The sequence below is a fragment of the Citrobacter sp. On2M genome, assembly GCF_018035235.1.
Lineage (GTDB): Bacteria > Pseudomonadota > Gammaproteobacteria > Enterobacterales > Enterobacteriaceae > Citrobacter > Citrobacter meridianamericanus.
In genome coordinates this window covers 751696-772188 of record NZ_WPCV01000005.1, presented here as the reverse complement: position 1 = coordinate 772188, position 20493 = coordinate 751696, and the positions used below count along the sequence as shown (strand labels likewise).

At 53.3% G+C, this 20493-nt stretch carries 19 protein-coding genes; 7 read left to right on the top strand and 12 right to left on the bottom strand.

The features are described from left to right. Positions 1-4461, bottom strand: a complete 4461-nt coding sequence (gene gltB, locus On2M_RS21610; protein ID WP_210905441.1) for a glutamate synthase large subunit — start codon at positions 4459-4461, stop codon at positions 1-3. A 684-nt stretch (positions 4462-5145) separates the two neighbouring features. On the opposite strand from gltB, the gene On2M_RS21605 reads away from it, so the two are divergent. The 4 genes from On2M_RS21605 (at position 5146) to mtgA (ending at position 10105) form a co-directional block, all read left to right on the top strand. Further along, positions 5146-6075 (top strand): TIGR01212 family radical SAM protein, encoded by a 930-nt coding sequence (locus On2M_RS21605; protein ID WP_151217875.1) that lies wholly within the window; start codon positions 5146-5148, stop codon positions 6073-6075. Between the two features lie 94 nt (positions 6076-6169). Further along, positions 6170-8506, top strand: coding sequence for an aerobic respiration two-component sensor histidine kinase ArcB (arcB, locus tag On2M_RS21600; RefSeq protein ID WP_187253330.1), 2337 nt, complete (start codon positions 6170-6172; stop codon positions 8504-8506). Positions 8507-8735: 229 nt separating this feature from the next. After that, positions 8736-9389 (top strand): isoprenoid biosynthesis glyoxalase ElbB, encoded by a 654-nt coding sequence (gene elbB / locus On2M_RS21595; protein WP_151217873.1) that lies wholly within the window; start codon positions 8736-8738, stop codon positions 9387-9389. Continuing rightward, a complete protein-coding gene (gene mtgA / locus On2M_RS21590) occupies positions 9386-10105 on the top strand; it encodes a monofunctional biosynthetic peptidoglycan transglycosylase (RefSeq protein ID WP_151217872.1) in 720 nt (239 codons plus the stop codon). The genes elbB and mtgA overlap by 4 nt, the downstream gene beginning before the upstream one ends. Before the next feature lie 79 nt (positions 10106-10184). On the opposite strand, the gene npr is transcribed toward mtgA, so the two are convergent. The 11 genes from npr to On2M_RS21535 all read right to left on the bottom strand — a co-directional run bounded on the left by npr (position 10185) and on the right by On2M_RS21535 (position 18110). Next, a complete protein-coding gene (npr, locus tag On2M_RS21585) occupies positions 10185-10457 on the bottom strand; it encodes a PTS phosphocarrier protein NPr (RefSeq protein WP_003828770.1) in 273 nt (90 codons plus the stop codon). After that, complete coding sequence (gene rapZ, locus On2M_RS21580; protein WP_003025085.1) at positions 10454-11308, bottom strand: RNase adapter RapZ; 855 nt, start codon at positions 11306-11308, stop codon at positions 10454-10456. Before rapZ ends, npr begins: the two co-directional genes overlap by 4 nt. Before the next feature lie 45 nt (positions 11309-11353). Then, positions 11354-11845, bottom strand: a complete 492-nt coding sequence (gene ptsN, locus On2M_RS21575; protein ID WP_151217871.1) for a PTS IIA-like nitrogen regulatory protein PtsN — start codon at positions 11843-11845, stop codon at positions 11354-11356. Between the two features lie 83 nt (positions 11846-11928). Then, positions 11929-12216 carry a ribosome hibernation promoting factor gene (gene hpf / locus On2M_RS21570; RefSeq protein WP_003025078.1) on the bottom strand — a complete coding sequence of 96 codons (288 nt, stop codon included), beginning with the start codon at positions 12214-12216 and terminating at the stop codon, positions 11929-11931. A gap of 22 nt (positions 12217-12238) precedes the next feature. Next, a complete protein-coding gene (rpoN, locus tag On2M_RS21565) occupies positions 12239-13672 on the bottom strand; it encodes an RNA polymerase factor sigma-54 (protein WP_151217870.1) in 1434 nt (477 codons plus the stop codon). A gap of 46 nt (positions 13673-13718) precedes the next feature. Next, a complete protein-coding gene (gene lptB / locus On2M_RS21560; protein ID WP_003025073.1) occupies positions 13719-14444 on the bottom strand; it encodes an LPS export ABC transporter ATP-binding protein in 726 nt (241 codons plus the stop codon). 6 nt (positions 14445-14450) lie between these two features. After that, on the bottom strand, positions 14451-15005 hold the full coding sequence (lptA, locus tag On2M_RS21555; RefSeq protein ID WP_151217869.1) for a lipopolysaccharide ABC transporter substrate-binding protein LptA: 555 nt from the start codon (positions 15003-15005) through the stop codon (positions 14451-14453). Then, complete coding sequence (gene lptC, locus On2M_RS21550) at positions 14974-15549, bottom strand: LPS export ABC transporter periplasmic protein LptC (RefSeq protein WP_151217868.1); 576 nt, start codon at positions 15547-15549, stop codon at positions 14974-14976. Before lptC ends, lptA begins: the two co-directional genes overlap by 32 nt. Beyond that, on the bottom strand, positions 15546-16112 hold the full coding sequence (gene kdsC / locus On2M_RS21545; protein ID WP_151217867.1) for a 3-deoxy-manno-octulosonate-8-phosphatase KdsC: 567 nt from the start codon (positions 16110-16112) through the stop codon (positions 15546-15548). Before kdsC ends, lptC begins: the two co-directional genes overlap by 4 nt. A gap of 20 nt (positions 16113-16132) precedes the next feature. Then, positions 16133-17119 carry an arabinose-5-phosphate isomerase KdsD gene (gene kdsD / locus On2M_RS21540; RefSeq protein ID WP_151217866.1) on the bottom strand — a complete coding sequence of 329 codons (987 nt, stop codon included), beginning with the start codon at positions 17117-17119 and terminating at the stop codon, positions 16133-16135. A 13-nt stretch (positions 17120-17132) separates the two neighbouring features. Further along, a complete protein-coding gene (locus On2M_RS21535; protein WP_210905440.1) occupies positions 17133-18110 on the bottom strand; it encodes a calcium/sodium antiporter in 978 nt (325 codons plus the stop codon). A gap of 214 nt (positions 18111-18324) precedes the next feature. On the opposite strand from On2M_RS21535, the gene mlaF reads away from it, so the two are divergent. From mlaF to mlaD, 3 genes are read left to right on the top strand one after another with little or no spacing between them, the layout of a single operon-like run. Then, entirely contained in the window at positions 18325-19125 is an 801-nt protein-coding gene (mlaF, locus tag On2M_RS21530; RefSeq protein WP_187253327.1) for a phospholipid ABC transporter ATP-binding protein MlaF, read from the top strand. Positions 19126-19144: 19 nt separating this feature from the next. Then, positions 19145-19927: a lipid asymmetry maintenance ABC transporter permease subunit MlaE gene (mlaE, locus tag On2M_RS21525; RefSeq protein WP_003025053.1), complete on the top strand. Its 783-nt coding sequence runs from the start codon at positions 19145-19147 to the stop codon at positions 19925-19927. Positions 19928-19931: 4 nt separating this feature from the next. Beyond that, positions 19932-20489: an outer membrane lipid asymmetry maintenance protein MlaD gene (gene mlaD / locus On2M_RS21520; protein ID WP_151217865.1), complete on the top strand. Its 558-nt coding sequence runs from the start codon at positions 19932-19934 to the stop codon at positions 20487-20489. Positions 20490-20493: the final 4 nt, after the last annotated feature.

The window sequence follows — 20493 nt, the reverse complement described above, 5'->3', positions numbered from 1 at the left end:
TTACTGCGCCTGCACACGCAGCTCTGCTGCGCTACGACTACGGTGACCCAACAGTGCTTTCACATCACTGGATTTTGGTTTTACCAGCGCGAATTTCGCCGAGAATGCTGGCCAGTTCGCCAGGATCTCTTCGCCGTGAGAAGAGCCGGTATGCTGTACGTGCTCGGTAATCAGGCCGCGCAGGTGCTCTTCGTGGATCGCCAGCGAGTCCACGCTCAGCACTTCGACCAGTTCCGGGTTTACGCGTTTGCGGAATTCACCGTCTTCGTCGAGCACGTAGGCGAATCCGCCGGTCATGCCCGCGCCAAAGTTAACGCCGGTTTTGCCGAGAATACAGACGATGCCGCCGGTCATGTATTCACAGCCGTTGTCGCCAATACCTTCAACCACGGTGATTGCACCGGAGTTACGCACTGCAAAGCGCTCACCCGCACGACCCGCAGCAAACAGGCGACCACCGGTGGCGCCATACAGACAGGTGTTACCGATGATACTCGCCTCATGGCTACGGAAAGCAGAGCCAACCGGAGGGCGCACCGCCAGCAGGCCGCCCGCCATGCCTTTACCGACATAGTCGTTGGCATCGCCGGTCAGATACAGCTCCACGCCGCCCGCGTTCCACACGCCAAAGCTCTGGCCTGCAGTACCGCTGAAGTGCGCTTTGATCGGATCAGAAGCCAGCCCCTGATCGCCATGCGTCTGAGCGATATAGCCCGACAGCGATGCGCCGACGGAACGGTCGGTGTTGCGGATATCGAACCAGAAGGTTTTGCTCTGGCGCTCGTCGACGAACGGCTTCGCCTGCTGCAACAGCTGGGCGTTCAGCACGCCGTTATCAAACGGCGGGTTGTTCTCGGTGCAATGCAACGCTTTACCCGGATGCGGCTCGGCGGTTTCCAGCAGACGAGACAGCTCCAGCTTTTGCTGTTTGGCGGTAAATCCATCCAGCTCTTTGAGCAGATCAGTGCGGCCAATCAGGTCGACGAGACGGGTTACGCCCAGTTCAGCCATCAGCTCACGCACTTCACGGGCGATGAATTCAAAGTAGTTGGTCACTTTGAACGGCAGGCCGTGATAGTGATTCTTACGCAGTTTGTCGTCCTGAGTTGCCACGCCGGTTGCACAGTTGTTCAGATGGCAAATACGCAGATATTTACAGCCCAGCGCGACCATTGGGCCGGTACCGAAACCGAAGCTCTCTGCACCCAGAATCGCCGCTTTAATGATATCGACGCCGGTTTTCAAACCGCCATCGACCTGCAGACGAATCTTGTGACGCAGACCGTTAGCCACCAGTGCCTGCTGGGTTTCCACCAGACCGAGTTCCCACGGGCAACCGGCGTATTTCACCGATGACAGTGGGCTTGCGCCGGTACCGCCATCGTAGCCGGCGATGGTGATCAGATCCGCATAGGCTTTCGCTACGCCGGTGGCAATAGTGCCCACGCCCGGTTCGGAAACCAGCTTCACCGAGATCATCGCCTTCGGGTTGACCTGTTTCAGGTCGAAAATCAGCTGCGCTAAGTCCTCGATAGAGTAGATATCGTGGTGCGGCGGCGGGGAGATCAGCGTCACGCCCGGTACCGAATAACGCAGTTTGGCGATGTACGGAGTGACTTTGTCGCCCGGTAACTGGCCGCCTTCGCCGGGCTTTGCGCCCTGAGCGACTTTAATCTGAATGACATCTGCGTTGACCAGGTACGCTGGGGTTACGCCAAAGCGACCAGAAGCCACCTGCTTAATCCGCGACACTTTGTTGGTGCCGTAGCGCGCCGGGTCTTCACCGCCTTCGCCGGAGTTGGAATTACCGCCGATGCTGTTCATCGCTTCGGCCAGCGCTTCGTGTGCTTCCGGGCTTAATGCGCCGATAGACATGGCGGCGGTATCAAAGCGCTTAAACAGTTCGGTCGCAGGTTCGACGTCGTTAATACTTACGGCTTCATCGCCAGGTGTAATCGCCAGCAAATCGCGCAGCGTGGCCGCTGGGCGCTCGTTGACCAGCTTTGCATACTCCTGATAGTCGCTGTACTCGCCGCTTTGCACCGCCTGTTGTAGCGTGCGCACCACGTCCGGGTTGTAGGCGTGGTATTCGCCGCCGTGGACGTACTTCAGCAATCCTCCCTGGCTGATGGGCTTACGCGCCAGCCAGGCATGTTTGGAGAGGTTCAGCAGATCCTGCTGGAAGTCGGTAAATCCTGCGCCGCTGATGCGGTTAACCACGCCCTGGAAGCACAACGCAACCACATCATCGTGCAGACCAACGGCTTCAAACAGCTTCGAGCAGCGATAAGAGGCAATGGTCGAGATGCCCATTTTGGACATGATTTTGTACAGACCTTTATTGATGCCGTTACGGTAGTTCAGCATCACGGTCCGGTAATCTTTGGCAATCGCCTGAGTGTCGATCAGACGTCCCAATGTTTCATACGCGAGGTACGGATAGATTGCCGTCGCGCCAAAGCCGAGCAGGACGGCAAAATGGTGCGGGTCACGGGCACTGGCGGTTTCCACGATGATGTTAGCGTCACAGCGCAGGTTTTGTTCTACCAGACGTGTTTGCACTGCGCCCACGGCCATTGGCGCCGGAACCGGCAGGCGGTTTTTGGCGATGTTGCGGTCAGAGAGTACCAGCAGTACCGTGCCGTTGCGCACCATCTGTTCCGCCTTATCACACAATGCTTTGACGGTCTCTTCGAGCGTAGTTTCGGTCACGTCGAAGGTGATATCCAGGCGGTCAGCGCGATAATGCTCCTCTTTCATGGTGGTGAGCTGGGTGAAATCAGAGTACAGCAGGATCGGCGATTTAAAGCTCAGGCGGTGTGCCTGACCTTCAGCTTCGCAGAAGACGTTCATCTCACGACCAATGCTGGTGGCCAGCGACATGACGTGCGCTTCACGCAGCGGGTCGATCGGCGGGTTGGTGACCTGCGCGAACTGCTGGCGGAAGTAGTCATAAATGATGCGTGGCTGGCTGGAGAGCACGGCAAACGGGGTATCGTCACCCATTGAACCGACCGCTTCCTGGCCATTTTCGCCGAGCACGCGGATAACGGAATCCAGCTCTTCAGCGCTGTAGTTAAACTGTTTCTGATAGCTGGCAAGCGTATCATCGTCGAGTTCACGGCTGCCGACCTGATCGTCAGCCAGGTCTTCGAACGGTACCAGGCGGCGGACGTTTTTCTCCATCCACTCTTTGTACGGATGTCGGCTTTTCAGATCGTCATCGGTTTCGGCGGAGTGCAGAATGCGCCCGCTGCGGGTATCGATAACCATTAGCTCGCCGGGGCCGACGCGGCCTTTCTCTACCACTTCATCCGGCTGATAATCCCAGATCCCGACTTCAGAGGCACAGGTGATCAGCTTGTCTTTGGTGATGACGTAGCGTGCCGGACGCAGGCCGTTACGGTCGAGGTTACAGGCGGCAAAGCGACCGTCGGACATCACGATGCCCGCCGGGCCATCCCAGGGTTCCATGTGCATGGAGTTAAAGTCAAAGAACGCACGCAGCTCCGGGTCCATATCCGGATTATTCTGCCATGCCGGTGGAACCAGTAAGCGCATGGCACGGATGATGTCCATCCCGCCTGCCAGCAGCAGTTCCAGCATGTTATCCATCGAACTGGAGTCTGAGCCGGTTTCGTTAACAAACGGCGCGGCGTCGTGCAAATCCGGGATCAACGGGGTCTGGAACTTATAGGTACGCGCGCGAGCCCACTGGCGGTTGCCGGTGATGGTGTTGATTTCACCGTTGTGCGCCAGATAGCGGAACGGCTGCGCCAGCGGCCAGCGCGGTACGGTGTTGGTGGAGAAGCGCTGATGGAACAGGCAGATGGCCGATTCCAGACGCAGGTCTGCGAGGTCCAGGTAGAAGCGCGGCAGATCCGCCGGCATACACAGACCTTTATAGATATTGACCAGATTCGACAAGCTACAGACGTAGAAGTCTTTGTCTTGCAGGAGGCGTTTTTCGATACGACGACGCGCAATGAACAGGCGACGCTCCATATCACGCGGACGCCAGCCCGCAGGGGCGTTAACAAAAATTTGCTCGATACGAGGCAGGGAGGAGAGCGCAATTTCACCGAGAACACCTTCGTTGGTCGGCACGTCGCGCCAGCCGACAATCGACAGGGTTTCCTGCTGTAATTCTTCTTCAACAATGCGACGAGAAGCCGCAGCCAGCTCAGGGTCTTTATTTAAAAAGATCATGCCGACGGCGTAGTTTTTGGCTAAACGCCAGCCGCGCTCTTGCGCCACGATGCGGAAAAAGCGGTCAGGTTTTTGTAACAGCAGGCCGCAACCATCGCCGGTTTTTCCATCGGCAAGAATTGCGCCACGGTGCTGCATACGGGCCAGTGCGTGTATGGCGGTACGCACTACCTTGTGGCTAGGTTCGCCTTCTATGTGGGCGATCAGGCCGAAACCACAGTTATCCCTCTCAAGGGATTTATCGTACAACATATCAGTGAACCTCCCCAGGCTCTGCGGGATCCCCATCTGGACCGTTGCGCACGGGCACACCAAGAGCATGGCGACGGGGTTTGCGTGTCATACGCTTACCTCGCATTCGCCCTCTTTATCCTTTTCGCACAGGTCAAACAAGTTTGAGGACTTGCTTCAGAGGGAATCTCAATAACTGCATAAATATGATGAGCAGGCTGCTCATCCAGAAAGCTTCCAGCGGATTTCCAAGTTATCGGGAATCCACACACAGGTCAAATGGCAATCTTATTTATGCAAAAATGTGCTATAGGGCAATTAACTTTATGAAAATGTTGAAATAAAAGGATTTTTTACATTGATTTAACCCGAGGGGAATACTCTTGGAAGTGTGATCTGTCTCACTGTCAGAAAGGCCTGATATCCCTCGTCCTCCCTTTATTTATCGAGATGTCTGGCATTTTATGCTGGTTTATAAAGTTTCGGCGTCTTAAAGATACTGTTTTTACGCTGAGAGTATAAGAAGATAAAAAAAACCGCTGAATATAAGGAAAAGTAATTAGATTTTTAGTGAATGGAATTTCAATTATTTTGATTTGTTATGCAATAAATAAAGGCTCGCCAGGGCGATTGATCCAGGTCATCGCCGACTGGGGCAAAAAATGGCAGGCTTTGGCCTCTTTTCAAGGCGCGGTCTACCAGATTATGCAGTTACAGAAATTAGTCAATATGTTTGGTGGGGATCTTTCTCGCCGTTATGGACAAAAGGTTCATAAACTCACGCTGCACGGCGGCTTTAGCTGTCCAAATCGTGATGGCACCATCGGACGTGGCGGATGTACTTTCTGTAATGTCGCCTCGTTTGCCGATGAAGCTCAACAGCATCATTCCATTGCCGAGCAGCTTGAGCATCAGGCGCAGTTGGTCAATCGCGCCAGACGCTATCTGGCCTATTTCCAGGCCTATACCAGCACCTTTGCTGAAGTACAGGTGCTGCGTTCGATGTACCAACAGGCCGTCAGCCAGGCCAGCATCGTCGGATTATGTGTTGGCACGCGCCCCGACTGTGTACCGGATGCGGTACTCGATCTGCTTTGTGAGTATAAAGACCTGGGCTATGAGGTATGGCTGGAGCTCGGTCTGCAAACCGCGCATGATAAAACTCTGCACCGTATTAACCGCGGCCATGATTTTGCCTGCTACCAGAACACCACGCGGCTGGCACGCGAGCGCGGACTGAAGGTGTGCTCGCACCTGATTGTGGGTCTGCCGGGAGAAGGGCTGGCAGAATGTCTGCAAACCATGGAGCGTGTGGTGGAGACGGGAGTCGACGGTATTAAGCTGCATCCGCTGCATATTGTGAAAGGCAGTACGATGGCGAAAGCCTGGGAAGCGGGGCGGCTGAACGGCATTGAACTGGACGACTATACGGTTACCGCCGGGGAGATGATCCGCCATACGCCGCCAGAGGTGATTTATCATCGCATTTCCGCCAGCGCGCGTCGCCCAACACTATTGGCACCTCTGTGGTGTGAAAATCGCTGGACCGGGATGGTTGAACTGGATCGTTATCTCAACGTACATGGCGTCCAGGGATCTGCTCTCGGACGACCCTGGAGCCCGCCAACAGCGTAGCGTGATGAGGGAAACCCCGCATTTCTTGCACATTCTCAAACGTCACGCCAAGAATTGAGTATTATTGTGCCAAGTTGTCGTGAAGGAACCCTCTATGAAGCAAATCCGTATGCTGGCGCAATATTACGTCGACCTGATGATGAAGTTGGGTCTGGTGCGCTTTTCGCTGCTATTAGCGCTGGCTCTGGTCGTGTTGGCAATTGTGGTGCAGATGGCTGTCACCATGGTGCTGCATGGTCAGGTAGAAAGTATTGATGTTATCCGTTCTATCTTTTTTGGTCTGTTAATTACCCCTTGGGCTGTCTACTTCCTGTCAGTGGTGGTGGAGCAACTCGAAGAGTCCCGACAACGCTTGTCACGACTGGTCCAAAAGCTGGAAGAGATGCGCGAGCGCGATCTCAAGCTCAATGTGCAGTTGAAAGATAATATTGCCCAGCTCAATCAGGAAATTGTTGAGCGCGAAAAAGCCGAAGCGGAGCGCCAGGATACGTTCGAGCAACTGAAGGTTGAAATCAAAGAGCGCGAAGAAGCGCAGATCCAGCTCGAGCAACAGTCTTCCTTTCTACGCTCTTTCCTTGATGCCTCGCCGGATCTGGTTTTTTATCGTAATGAAGATAAAGAATTTTCCGGCTGTAACCGTGCCATGGAACTGCTGACCGGCAAGAGCGAAAAGCAACTGGTGCATTTAAAACCGGCTGATGTTTACTCCCCTGAGGCGGCTGAAAAGGTAATTGAAACCGACGAGAAGGTATTCCGTCATAACGTCTCGCTCACCTACGAACAATGGCTGGACTACCCGGACGGGCGCAAAGCCTGCTTTGAAATTCGTAAAGTGCCGTACTATGACCGCGTAGGTAAGCGACATGGCCTGATGGGCTTTGGGCGAGATATTACCGAGCGTAAGCGTTATCAGGACGCACTTGAACGTGCCAGCCGTGATAAGACCACCTTCATTTCCACCATCAGCCACGAGCTGCGCACCCCGCTTAACGGTATTGTCGGCTTAAGCCGGATCCTGTTGGATACGGACCTGACTGCTGAGCAGGAAAAATACCTGAAAACCATTCATGTCTCTGCCGTGACGCTTGGAAATATTTTCAACGATATCATTGACATGGACAAGATGGAGCGACGTAAAGTCCAGCTCGATAACCAACCTGTTGACTTCACCAGTTTTATGGCGGATCTGGAAAACCTCTCTGGCCTGCAGGCGCAGCAAAAAGGGCTGCGTTTTGTACTTGAGCCAACGTTACCGCTACCGCATAAGGTCATTACCGACGGCACGCGTTTGCGCCAGATTCTGTGGAATCTGATAAGCAACGCCGTGAAGTTTACACAGCAGGGGCAGGTGACCGTAAGGGCGCGCTATGACCAGGGCGATATGCTGCATTTCGAGGTTGAAGATTCTGGGATCGGCATTCCGCAGGATGAGCAGGATAAAATCTTCGCCATGTATTATCAGGTGAAGGACAGCAACGGTGGCAAACCGGCAACGGGAACCGGGATTGGACTGGCCGTATCGAAGCGTCTGGCGAAAAATATGGGCGGTGATATTACGGTCTCCAGCCAGGCTGGCAAAGGCTCGATCTTTACGCTGACCGTGCATGCGCCTGCGGTAGCGGAAGAGATAGAAGACGCTTTTGAAGACGATGACATGCCGCTGCCAGCCCTGAATGTGCTGCTGGTGGAAGACATTGAACTGAACGTTATTGTCGCGCGTTCTGTGCTGGAAAAACTGGGCAACAGTGTCGATGTCGCCATGACCGGGAAAGCCGCGCTGGAAATGTTCACGCCGGGCGAATATGACCTGGTGTTACTGGATATTCAGCTACCGGATATGACCGGCCTGGATATCTCGCGCGAGCTGACGCAAAAATACCCACGTGAGGATCTGCCGCCGCTGGTTGCGCTCACCGCCAACGTCCTGAAAGATAAAAAAGAGTATCTGGACGCGGGAATGGACGACGTGCTGAGTAAGCCGCTGTCGGTTCCGGCGTTAACCGCCATGATCAAAAAATACTGGGATACCCGAAACAAAGAGGAGAGCACTGTGACATCTGAAGAGAGCAGTAAATCGCAAGCGCTGTTAGATATTCCTATGTTGGAACAATACCTCGAGCTGGTGGGACCGAAGTTAATTACCGACGGGCTGGCGGTGTTTGAGAAGATGATGCCGGGATATTTGAGCGTGCTGGAATCCAATCTGACCGCACGTGACAAAAAAGGCGTGGTTGAGGAAGGCCATAAAATTAAAGGTGCGGCAGGTTCAGTGGGACTGCGCCACTTGCAACAGTTAGCTCAGCAAATCCAGTCGCCGGATCTCCCTGCTTGGGAAGATAACGTTGCTGAATGGATTGAAGAGATGAAGCAGGAGTGGCAGCACGACGTGGCAGTATTAAAAGCCTGGGTGGCGAGCGTGGAAAAAAAATGACCCCGGCTTGACCGGGGTGCGCGAATACTGCGCCAACACCAGGGAAATCGTGGCTGCGCCGTAAATTATTATCATTGTTTACAAGGGCGCAGCCCTAATTCTCAGGCCGCACGCAGTTAAGATAGCAAATCTTAAATAATTTGTTACATGAATCAGTTAAATGTGTGAAGCGTAGCATTTAAATCATAATAACTAATATGTTTCAGCCAGTTGAGAAAGGAGTATCACGATGAAAAAAGTGGGTGTAGTCCTCAGCGGATGCGGCGTGTACGACGGTGCAGAGATCCATGAAACTGTTCTCACGCTTCTGGCCATTGCCCGCAACGGCGCACAAGCCGTCTGCTTTGCTCCGGATAAACAACAAGCGGATGTGATTAATCATCTGACCGGCGAGCCGATGCAGGAAACGCGAAATGTGCTGATTGAAGCCGCACGTATAACACGTGGTGATATCCGCCCTCTCGCTCAGGCAGTCTCAACGGAACTGGACGCGTTGATAGTGCCAGGTGGGTTTGGCGCGGCCAAAAATCTGAGCAATTTTGCCAGCCAGGGCAGCGATTGCCGGGTTGATAGCGACTTAGCCGCGCTGGCGGTGGCCATGCATCAGGCGGGTAAGCCGCTGGGTTTTATGTGTATTGCGCCCGCCATGTTACCTAAAATTTTTGACTTCCCGCTGCGTCTGACCATCGGTACTGATATCGATACGGCAGAGGTGCTGGAAGAAATGGGCGCTGAACATGTTCCGTGTCCGGTTGATGACATTGTCGTCGATGAAGACAACAAAATTGTCACCACGCCCGCCTATATGCTGGCACAGGACATCGCTCAAGCCGCGAGCGGTATCGAGAAACTGGTCTCGCGTGTTCTGGTACTGGCTGAATGAAAAAAGGAGTTACCGCCTTTCTGCGACGTATCTTTCTGCGGGCGGTCATTGTCCTCGCCGTATTCTGGGGCGGGGGCATCGCACTTTTCAGCGTGATGCCTGTACCTTTCTCTGCGGTAATGGTTGAACGGCAACTGGGCGCATGGCTGTCCGGTGATTTTGGTTATGTGGCGCACTCGGACTGGGTGAGCATGGATGAGATCTCTGTGTGGATGGGACTGGCTGTCATTGCCGCAGAGGACCAGAAGTTTCCCGAGCACTGGGGATTCGATGTCTCCGCCATAGAGAAAGCGCTGGCGCACAACGAACGTAATGAAAACCGTATCCGCGGGGCGTCGACCTTATCGCAACAGACGGCAAAAAACCTCTTTCTGTGGGATGGGCGTAGCTGGGTGCGTAAAGGCCTCGAAGCCGGGCTTACGCTGGGTATGGAAACCGTCTGGAGCAAGAAACGTATTCTGACCGTTTACCTGAACATTGCTGAGTTTGGCGATGGGGTTTTCGGCGTGGAGGCGGCGGCGCAGCGCTATTTCCATAAGCCAGCCAGTCGGTTGAGTCTGTCTGAAGCGGCCTTGTTGGCGGCGGTATTGCCCAATCCTTTGCGTTTTAAGGCGAATGCGCCTTCTGGTTATGTGCGTAGCCGTCAGGCGTGGATTATGCGCCAAATGCGCCAGTTAGGCGGTGAGTCGTTCATGCGGGAAAATAAGCTGTATTAGCGGGGTTATTGCCGGAAGAGGGCTTAAACGCCTTATCCGGCCTATTGGCCAGGTGCTGAAACGGTAACTCTGCACTCGACTAATCTTCGTCAAACCCTGAATTAAATAGCGCAATTACTGCTGCCAGGGCTTCAACTTCCTGTGGACCCGTGGCTTCGACTTCAATCTGACGCCCTTTAGCGGAATCCAGCATCAGCAGAGCGATAACGCTGTTTGCCTCGGCTTCCGTTCCTTCATCATTACGCAGCAAAACTTCTGCTTCAAAGCCCTGCATCAGTTCAAACAGTTTCATTGCTGGGCGGGCATGCATGCCCAGCTTGTTCGTGATTTCAACAGTTTGCTTCACGGTCATGATTTACGTTTTTCCAGCGTACGATGGCGTGACTGCACGTTTTTACCGCGTGAGCGGAAATAGTCTGCCAGCTGCTCTGCAATATACACCGAACGGTGTTTCCCGCCGGTACAGCCGATGGCTACGGTGAGGTAGCTGCGGTTGTTGGTTTCCAGCATGGGTAACCATAGCTCAAGATAGCTGCGCGTCTGGTAGATAAAATTGTGTACTTCTGTGTGCCTGTCGAGGAAGGCGGCGACGGGTCGGTCAAGACCGGTCATCGGGCGCAGCTTCGGATCCCAGTGTGGGTTAGGCAGGAAACGCACGTCAAACACGTAATCCGCGTCAATGGGAATGCCGTGTTTGAAACCAAAGGATTCGAATACCATCGTCAATTCGCGTTCGCGTTTGCCCAGCAGTCGGGTACGCAACATTTCCGCCAGTTCGTGCACGGACATTTCGGAGGTATCAACGATCAGGTCAGCGCGAGAGCGCAAGGGCTCCAGCAGGTCGCTTTCCTTATCGATAGCGCTTTCCAGAGATAAGTTCTTGCTGGAGAGTGGGTGCAGGCGACGCGTGTCGCTGTAGCGACGAATCAGGGTGTTCCGATCGGCGTCAAGGAACAGCAGCTGTGGTGAGAAGCCTTCAGGCAGATTGTTCATTGCCTGCTCGAAAATCTCCGGGGACTCAGGCATGTTGCGCACATCAATGCTGACGGCTGCAGAAATCTGGCGATCGGCCAGAGTACGAGCCAGATCGGGCAACAGCACTACGGGAAGGTTATCCACGCAGTAAAAACCCATATCTTCCAGCGCACGCAAGGCGACAGATTTGCCTGACCCCGAACGACCGCTGACGATCATCAGTACCATGTACTGTTTCTCCTCACAACGACAAAAAAGGATGCCATTGGGCTGTTATGCTTCATCCTGTCCACCTTCGGTGTCCGTGATGATTTGATACAACTCCTGGTCACTCTGTGCGGCGCGCAGGCGACGGCAGATTGTTTTATCTGCCAGACGTTTGGCGACCAGTGACAACGTATGCAAATGCGTCTTGGTTTGGTCCGCCGGTACCAGCAGAGCGAAAAGCAGATCGACGGGTTGATTATCGATGGCGTCAAAAGCGATAGGCGTTTCAAGTTGCACAAACACGCCCACTGCGCGCATCGTGTCTTCTTCCAGCTTTCCGTGCGGGATAGCAATACCATTCCCGATGCCGGTACTACCCATTTTTTCACGCGTTAAAATAGCTTCAAATACCAACTGAGAAGGCAAGCTGAGCTGCTTTGCCGCCAGTTCACTGATGATTTCCAGTGCGCGTTTCTTGCTTTGGCAGTGAACTGCCGCGCGTGTACATTCCTGGTTAAGAACATTGCTCAGTTGTAGAGTCGTATCGTTATTTGTCATAATTTCACCTAAGCGCTAACTGTACAAATGGCCTGTTGTGCTACACAACAGGCCGTCCTGCACCCGCTAACTGCCCGGACAAGTTAGTGCTGTTTCAGTTTATCTTTATGTTTTGTTAATTGCCGAGCCAGTTTATCAATTAAACCGTCAATGGCGGCGTACATATCCTGACCTTCCGCACTGGCATGAATTTCGCCACCGTTCACATGCAGTGTTGCGTCCGAGATATGTGTAACCTTCTCCACTTTCAACACAATATAGACCTGATTAATCCGGTCGAAATATTGTTCGAGCTTGGCGAATTTTGTATTAACAAAATCGCGCAGGGCTTCCGTGATTTCGACGTTGTTTCCAGTGATGTTGAGCTGCATAGTGTCTTCCTTATCGGTTGGGTCAGACCAGCTGTTTGCGCTGGTTAGACGGCGGAATGGATAAAGACTCTCGGTACTTCGCAACGGTGCGGCGTGCCACCATGATACCCTGTTCTGACAACATAGAGGTTAACTTGCTGTCGCTCAGCGGTTTCGCGGGGTTTTCCGCAGCAATTAATTTCTTCACCAGCGCACGGATCGCCGTGGATGAGGCTTCGCCTCCGCCTTCAGTGTTAACGTGACTGGAAAAGAAATACTTCAATTCAAAAATGCCGCGCGGACTGTGCAGATACTTTTGCGTGGTCACTCGGGAAATGGTCGATTCATGCATCTCGACGGCCTGGGCGATATCCGCCAGCACCATCGGTTTCATAAACTCTTCGCCTTGCTCAAAGAAGGCTTGCTGCTGTTCAACGATGCAGCGGCTGACGCGCAGCAGCGTATCATTGCGGCTTTCCAGGCTTTTAATCAGCCACTTCGCATCCTGCAGATTACTACGAATAAACTGGCTGTCGGCATCGTTGCGCGCGCTGTTGCACATGGCGGCGTAGTGCTGGTTAATCTGCAGCCGTGGAATGCTGTCACCGTTGAGTTCGACCACCCAGCGATCGTTATGCTTACGCACCAGTACATCTGGAATGACGTACTCTGGCTCACCGGTCTGGATAGACTGCCCGGGTCTTGGGTCCAGAGACTGAATAAGGTTAACGGCCTCTTTCAGCACCTCTTCTTTCAGTCGGGTCACGCGCATTAGCGTGCGGAAGTCATGGTTGGCTAGCAGATCGAGGTGATCGCTGATGATCAGGGACGCTTCTTCCAGCCACGGCGTGGCTTTATCAAACTGTGAAAGTTGGATCAGTAAGCAGTCGCGGAGATCTTTGGCCGCTACGCCCACGGGATCAAAACGCTGAACGCGTTTAAGCACGGCTTCGATTTCATCCATACCGATGTCGTCATCGCCCATGCTTTCGAGAATATCGTCCAGAGTTACAGTGAGATAACCGGTTTCGTCTACCGCATCAACAATGGATGTCGCAATAGCGCGATCGGTATCTGAGAACGGGGTCAGCTCCACTTGCCACATCAGGTAATCCTGCAGCGATTGCGTGGTCTCACCCTGATACACAGGCAGTTCGTCGTCGATGTAATCCCCGCTGGTACCCGAAGGCGTACCGGCGGTGTAAATTTCATCCCAGCTGGCGTCAAGCGGCAGCTCTTCTGGCATCTCTTTTTGTTCAAGAGCATCTGCAGTGTCGAGTGATTCGCTGTCCTGTTTTTCCTGGGTATCAATTTCGTCGTGAAGATCGGTTTGCTCGAGCAGTGGGTTACTTTCCAGCGCTTGCTGAAGTTCTTGCTGAAGTTCCAGCGTGGACAGCTGCAACAGACGGATAGCCTGTTGTAGCTGAGGCGTCATCGCCAGTTGTTGGCTAAGCCTGAGTTGCAAACCTTGCTTCATGTTCAGAGTTTTTCTCTCCTGCGGTGACGTGAAGTCTTCTACCCTATCAGAGTCTGAAGTCTTCCCCAAGGTATACGCGCTTCACGTGCTCATCCTGCAGTATTTCTGTTGGCGTACCGTGCGCGATCAGGTGGCCCTGACTCACGATGTAGGCGCGCTCACACACTGCCAGCGTTTCGCGGACGTTATGGTCGGTAATCAGCACGCCAAGCCCGCTGTCGCGCAGGTGTTCGATGATCCGTTTGATATCAATAACCGAAATCGGGTCAACACCGGCAAACGGTTCATCCAGCAGGATAAATTTCGGATTAGCGGCCAGCGCGCGGGCGATCTCCACGCGGCGTCGTTCGCCACCGGATAGCGACTGTCCCATGCTGTCACGCAGGTGTTCGATGTGGAATTCTTCCATCAGTTCGTTGGCGCGATCTTCCCGCTGCTCGCTGGTCAGATCGTCACGAATCTGCAGCACCGCCATCAGGTTATCAAACACGCTCAAGCGGCGAAAAATTGACGCTTCCTGCGGTAAGTAGCCAATGCCGCGACGTGCGCGCGCATGCAAAGGCAGCAGGCTGATATCTTCGTCATCAATGATAATGTTGCCCGCATCGCGCGGGACAATGCCGACCACCATGTAAAAGGTCGTCGTCTTGCCCGCGCCGTTAGGACCGAGCAGACCGACTATCTCCCCGGAGTTGACGGTCAGACTGACATCTTCCACCACGCGGCGGCCTTTATAGGCTTTTGCAAGGTTCTTTGCAGTTAATGTTGCCATAACGAATCAGTTACCTTTTTTCTCTGCCGGAGCCTTGGCCTTGTTTTTGTCCTGCAACTGCGACGGAACCAGAACGGTGGTGACGCGCTTGCCTTTCTCGCTGAAGGCCTGCATTTTCTGCTCTTTTACCAGATAGGTGATCTTATCGCCGGTAATGTTGCTATCGAGTTGTTCCAGGTAGGCGTTACCGGTCAGGATGACGAGATCCTTCGCCAGTTCATAGTGCATGTGTGAGGCGCGACCTTTAACCGGTTTACCGTTGTCCTGCATCTGGTAGAAGGTTGCGGGATTACCGTAGCCATCAATAATCTCTTTGCCCTGTTCGCCACCAGGGCGGGTCACAACGACTTTATCGGCGTTAATTTTGATGGTGCCCTGAGTCATCACCACGTTGCCAGTAAAGGTGACAACATTGCCCTGCATATCGAGCGACTGCGTGTCAGACTCAATATGGATCGGCTGCTCGGTATCGCCGGTGACGGCAAATGCCGGAATGCTGGCGGCCAGAAGTGTGCTGGCAAGCATAAGGTTAAGGCTGAGTTTGTTTGTTTTGAATTTCATATGAGGTTCTAACCTTTTCAATCAGCTCGGCGTTCTTGCTGCGTAAGTTACCGCGCATCTTCAGTCCGCTGGAGTTAAATGTTGTGCCATATAACGTGACAAGATCATCGGAAGTGACGTCTTGTGTCACCAGGTTAATCTGCGCGTTATCGGTGGTAATTCTGCGTAGTTGAGAGTCAGGCACCAGAGCGTTGACTTCAACATGGCCGTACAGATACAGCATGCGATCGTTGGTCAATTTGGCTTTATCTGCCTTGATCGACCAGGTCGGTACTTTATCCTTATCAAACGTGGTTAATACCGGTTGAGTAAACCAGGAAACCGCTTGTTCTGAATAATATTCAACGTGTTGCGCGATCAAGTTATAGCTCAGCGCGCCTTCCGGGCTATACACGAGGGTATCAGTATGTTCGCTCTTATAGGTTGGCTCATTGTTATTGACGACAGCCTGAGTGGTGTCGTCTTTGTCTGCCAGATTAATACCAATCATCACAAGGACAGCCAGCGACAGTAGAATGATAACCCAACGTCTGGTTTTGCTCATATCGATTGCCCTTTGGCCTCGTCCAGTTTGCCCTGTGCCAGCAGTAATAAATCGCAGACTTCACGCACAGCGCCGCGTCCCCCGTCAATACGGGTGACATAATCTGCCCGCGGGATCAGCAAAGGGTGAGCATCCGCCACCGCCACGCTTAATCCCACTTGTGCCATCACCGGCCAGTCGATCAGATCGTCGCCAACGTAGGCGACATTTTCGGGCGCGACCGCCAGTTTGTTCAGTAGATCGCTAAAGGCGACCAGTTTATCTGACTGTCCCTGATACAGGTGCGTGATCCCCAATGTGGTACAGCGATCTTCTACAAGTTTAGCCTTTCGTCCGGTAATAATGGCAACCTCAATACCGGAAGTGAGCGCACAGCGAATGCCGTAACCATCGCGGACGTTAAATGCCTTCAGCTCTTCACCGTTATTACCCATATAAATCAGACCATCAGACAGCACGCCATCCACATCCAGGATCAGCAAACGGATGTTTTCTGCCCGGGTGATAACGTCTGCGCTGACGGGTCCATAACAGGTCGCAAGCGACGCACCTGCTTTACTCATTTTGTTTATCCTTGAGTTTCTTACACTACACCTGCACGCAGCAGATCATGCATATGTAACACACCGAGTAACTGGTCGCCATCAGCAACCATTACCGAGGTGATATGGCGGGACTGCATTAAGTTCAGGGCATCGACGGCAAGAATGCCCGGACGCACGCGAATGCCTCCTGGGGTCATCACATCGGCAATGCCTAACTGGCGGACATCAACGCCCATATCGAAGACGCGACGTAAATCGCCATCGGTAAAAATACCGTCAATCTTCATGGCATCATCGCAAATGACGGTCATGCCGAGATTTTTACGCGTGATCTCAACCAGAGCGTCACGCAGGCTAGCGCTTTTATTTACATGCGGGATCTCATCACCCGTATGCATAATATCGTTAACGCGCAGCAAAAGCTTACGGCCCAGAGCGCCGCCGGGATGAGATAACGCAAAATCTTCTGCAGTAAAGCCACGCGCTTTTAATAATGCCACGGCAAGCGCATCGCCCATCACCAGCGTTGCGGTCGTGCTGCTGGTCGGTGCCAGACCTAACGGGCAGGCTTCTTTAGGCACTTTAACACACAGATGCACATCTGCCGCACGCGCCATGCTGCTTTCCGGACGACCGGTCATGCAGATAAGCGGTACGTGAAGACGTTTTAACACAGGGATCAACGCCGCTATCTCATTGGATTCACCGGAATTAGAGATGGCGATGACCACATCCTGCGGCGAGACCATGCCCAGATCGCCATGTGCGGCTTCGCCGGGGTGTACGAAAAAAGAGGGCGTGCCGGTGCTGGCAAACGTGGCCGCCATTTTCCGCCCGATATGACCGGATTTCCCCATCCCCATCACCACAACCTTACCCGAGCAACTGAATATTTTTTCACAGGCGAGGGTAAAATTTTGGTTGATGTACTGATCAAGCTCCGCCAGGCCTTCACGTTCAATTGCCAGGACTTCCTTGCCTGCTTGCTGAAAGTCAAAACCCGGTTGCAACTCTAAGTGCGACATAATGCGTTTCCAGTTATCCAACGAGAATTGGCGATAACCAATACAGCATCGCCAGCCATATGATAAAACCGCCGGTCAGCAGCGCACCCGCACCGCGACCAATCTGGCGCGAACGTCGCCAGCAGAGTAATGCAAATATAACGCTCACCAGCAGCATAACGCTGTAGTCACGGACGAAGGCCATCGGATTGACCTCGCCCGGTGTAATCAAGGCGGGCAGCCCGAGCACGATAACAATATTAAAAATGTTCGCGCCGATAATGTTGCCGACGGCAATATCGTTTTCACCTTTACGCAGACCCGCAATCGCCGTTGCCAGTTCCGGCAGGCTGGTACCAATGGCGACTACCGTCAGCCCAATGGTGAGTTCGCTCATGGCGAAGTAGTTCGCCAGTACAGTAGCGTTATCCACTACCATACGCGTGGCCATTGGCATAATAATCAGCGCAATACCCAACCACAAAAATGCGACGGGTAGCCCGCCTTCGCGGGGAAGCTCAGCTACCTGCTCGCGGGTCAGGCTGTCATTGCCTTGTCGTTCGGCCAGACGGGCGATTTTAACAATGAATAGCAGCCATAGCACGGCCAGAAGCAGAAGAAAGAAACCGTCACTGCGGCTCAACTGCCCGTCATACAGAACTGATGCGGCTAAAATACTTACCAGCAACATTAGCGGTAATTCGCGACGCAGAACATCAGAATGCACGGTAAAAGGATGAATCAGCGCCGACAAGCCAAGAATAAGCAAGATGTTGGTGATGTTAGAGCCAATGGCGGTACCGACGGCTAAATCGAGTTGCCCGTTCATTGACGCGGCAACGGAGACGATGATCTCGGGTAACGATGTACCAATGCTGACCACGGTCATCCCGATAATGATGGGGGGAATACCGAAGTTTCGACATAAAATGGATGCGGCAAACACCAGACGGTCGGCGCCGTAGACCACCAGAAGTAAACCAATTATTAACAGCGCCGTCGCTAAAAGCATCTAAAGTCCTTTCTTCAGGTATACTCGCCGGTCCACTTGAAGGGTTTCTGGAAGCCGTAACGAAGTCTTAATTTTGACTTTATGCGGCTAAAAAGTAAAACAAATGCCAGCTTTCGCTAACCAGGACAGGCAATAATCTGTAAATATGTTGGGTTCAGGGCTAAATTGAGCGCCAAACTCTTCGATCAACGAGGCAATAGTAAAGGATGAATCAATGGGTCAGTCTGTGGCGAATCTAGTCGATATGCGCGATGTCAGCTTTTCCCGAGGTGACCGCTGCATCTTTGATAATATTTCCCTGACGGTGCCGCGTGGTAAGGTGACGGCGATCATGGGGCCATCAGGCATCGGCAAAACGACGCTGCTGCGTCTGATTGGCGGACAAATCTCCCCGAATAAGGGCGAGATCCTGTTTGACGGCGAAAACGTCCCAGCCATGTCCCGTTCGCGTTTATTTACCGTGCGTAAGCGTATGAGCATGCTGTTTCAGTCTGGTGCGCTGTTTACCGACATGAACGTGTTTGACAACGTCGCATATCCGTTGCGCGAACATACAACGCTACCTGCGCCGCTGTTGAAAAGCACGGTAATGATGAAACTCGAGGCCGTCGGGCTGCGGGGCGCGGCAAAATTAATGCCTTCTGAATTATCCGGTGGGATGGCGCGTCGCGCTGCGTTAGCGCGTGCTATCGCGCTGGAGCCTGACCTCATTATGTTTGATGAGCCGTTCGTTGGCCAGGATCCCATTACCATGGGCGTGCTGGTGAAGCTGATTTCAGAACTGAACAGCGCACTGGGCGTCACCTGTGTGGTGGTTTCTCATGATGTGCCAGAGGTGCTGAGTATTGCGGATTACGCCTATATAATGGCGGACAAAAAAATTGTGGCCTACGGTAGTGCTCAGGCGCTGCAAGAAAATGCCGATCCGCGAGTGCGTCAGTTCCTCGACGGCATTGCCGATGGACCGGTTCCGTTCCGTTACCCGGCGGGTGACTACCATATCGATTTACTCTAAACAGGGAGTTAAGCCACCCATGTTGTTAAATGCGCTGGCATCACTCGGACATCGGGGAATAAAAACCCTCAGGACGTTCGGGCGAGCCGGATTAATGTTGTTCAATGCGGTTGTCGGCAAACCGGAGTTTCGCAAACATGCGCCGCTGCTGATACGCCAGCTCTATAATGTCGGCGTCTTATCGATGCTGATCATTATTGTTTCAGGCGTGTTCATCGGTATGGTGCTGGGATTGCAGGGATACCTGGTGCTGACGACCTACAGCGCGGAAACCAGCCTCGGTATGCTGGTGGCGCTGTCATTGCTACGTGAGCTGGGGCCGGTGGTTGCGGCACTGTTGTTCGCTGGGCGGGCCGGTTCGGCCTTAACTGCAGAGATTGGTCTGATGCGAGCGACCGAGCAGCTTTCCAGTCTGGAAATGATGGCCGTCGATCCACTGCGCCGGGTGATCTCTCCACGTTTTTGGGCCGGTGTCATTTCATTGCCGCTGCTGACGATTATATTTGTCGCCGTGGGGATCTGGGGTGGTTCACTGGTTGGCGTAAGCTGGAAAGGTATTGATGCCGGCTTTTTCTGGTCGGCTATGCAAAATGCCGTCGACTGGCGTCTGGACCTGGTCAACTGTCTGATTAAGAGCGTGGTGTTCGCCATTACGGTCACATGGATTGCATTGTTCAATGGTTATGATGCGATCCCGACCTCTGCCGGGATTAGCCGGGCAACGACACGCACCGTTGTGCACGCCTCTCTTGCCGTTCTGGGGCTGGATTTTGTGCTGACCGCACTGATGTTTGGGAATTGAGTTCATGCAAACGAAAAAAAATGAAATTTGGGTCGGGTTATTCCTGCTGGTGGCGCTGTTGGCTGCGCTGTTTGTCTGCCTGAAGGCGGCGAACGTTACCTCCATGCGTACTGAACCGACTTATACGATTTATGCGACTTTTGATAACATCGGCGGCCTGAGAGAGCGTTCTCCGGTGCGGATTGGCGGGGTCGTCGTTGGACGCGTAGCGGACATCTCGTTAGATCCGAAAACGTACCTGCCGCGCGTGACGCTGGAAATCGAATCGCGTTTTAACCATATTCCTGACACCAGTTCTCTGAGCATCCGTACTTCCGGTCTGCTGGGCGAGCAGTATCTGGCACTGAACGTGGGTTTTGAAGATCCTGAGTTGGGAACGTCTATCCTCAAAGATGGCAGTACGATTCAGGACACGAAATCTGCGATGGTACTGGAGGATATGATTGGTCAGTTCCTTTACAACAGCAACAGTAAAGGTGACGACAATAAGAATTCTGGCGATGCGCCAGCCGCAACTGAAGGCAATAATGAAGCCACTACGCCTGCGGGCGCAACGAAATAATCTC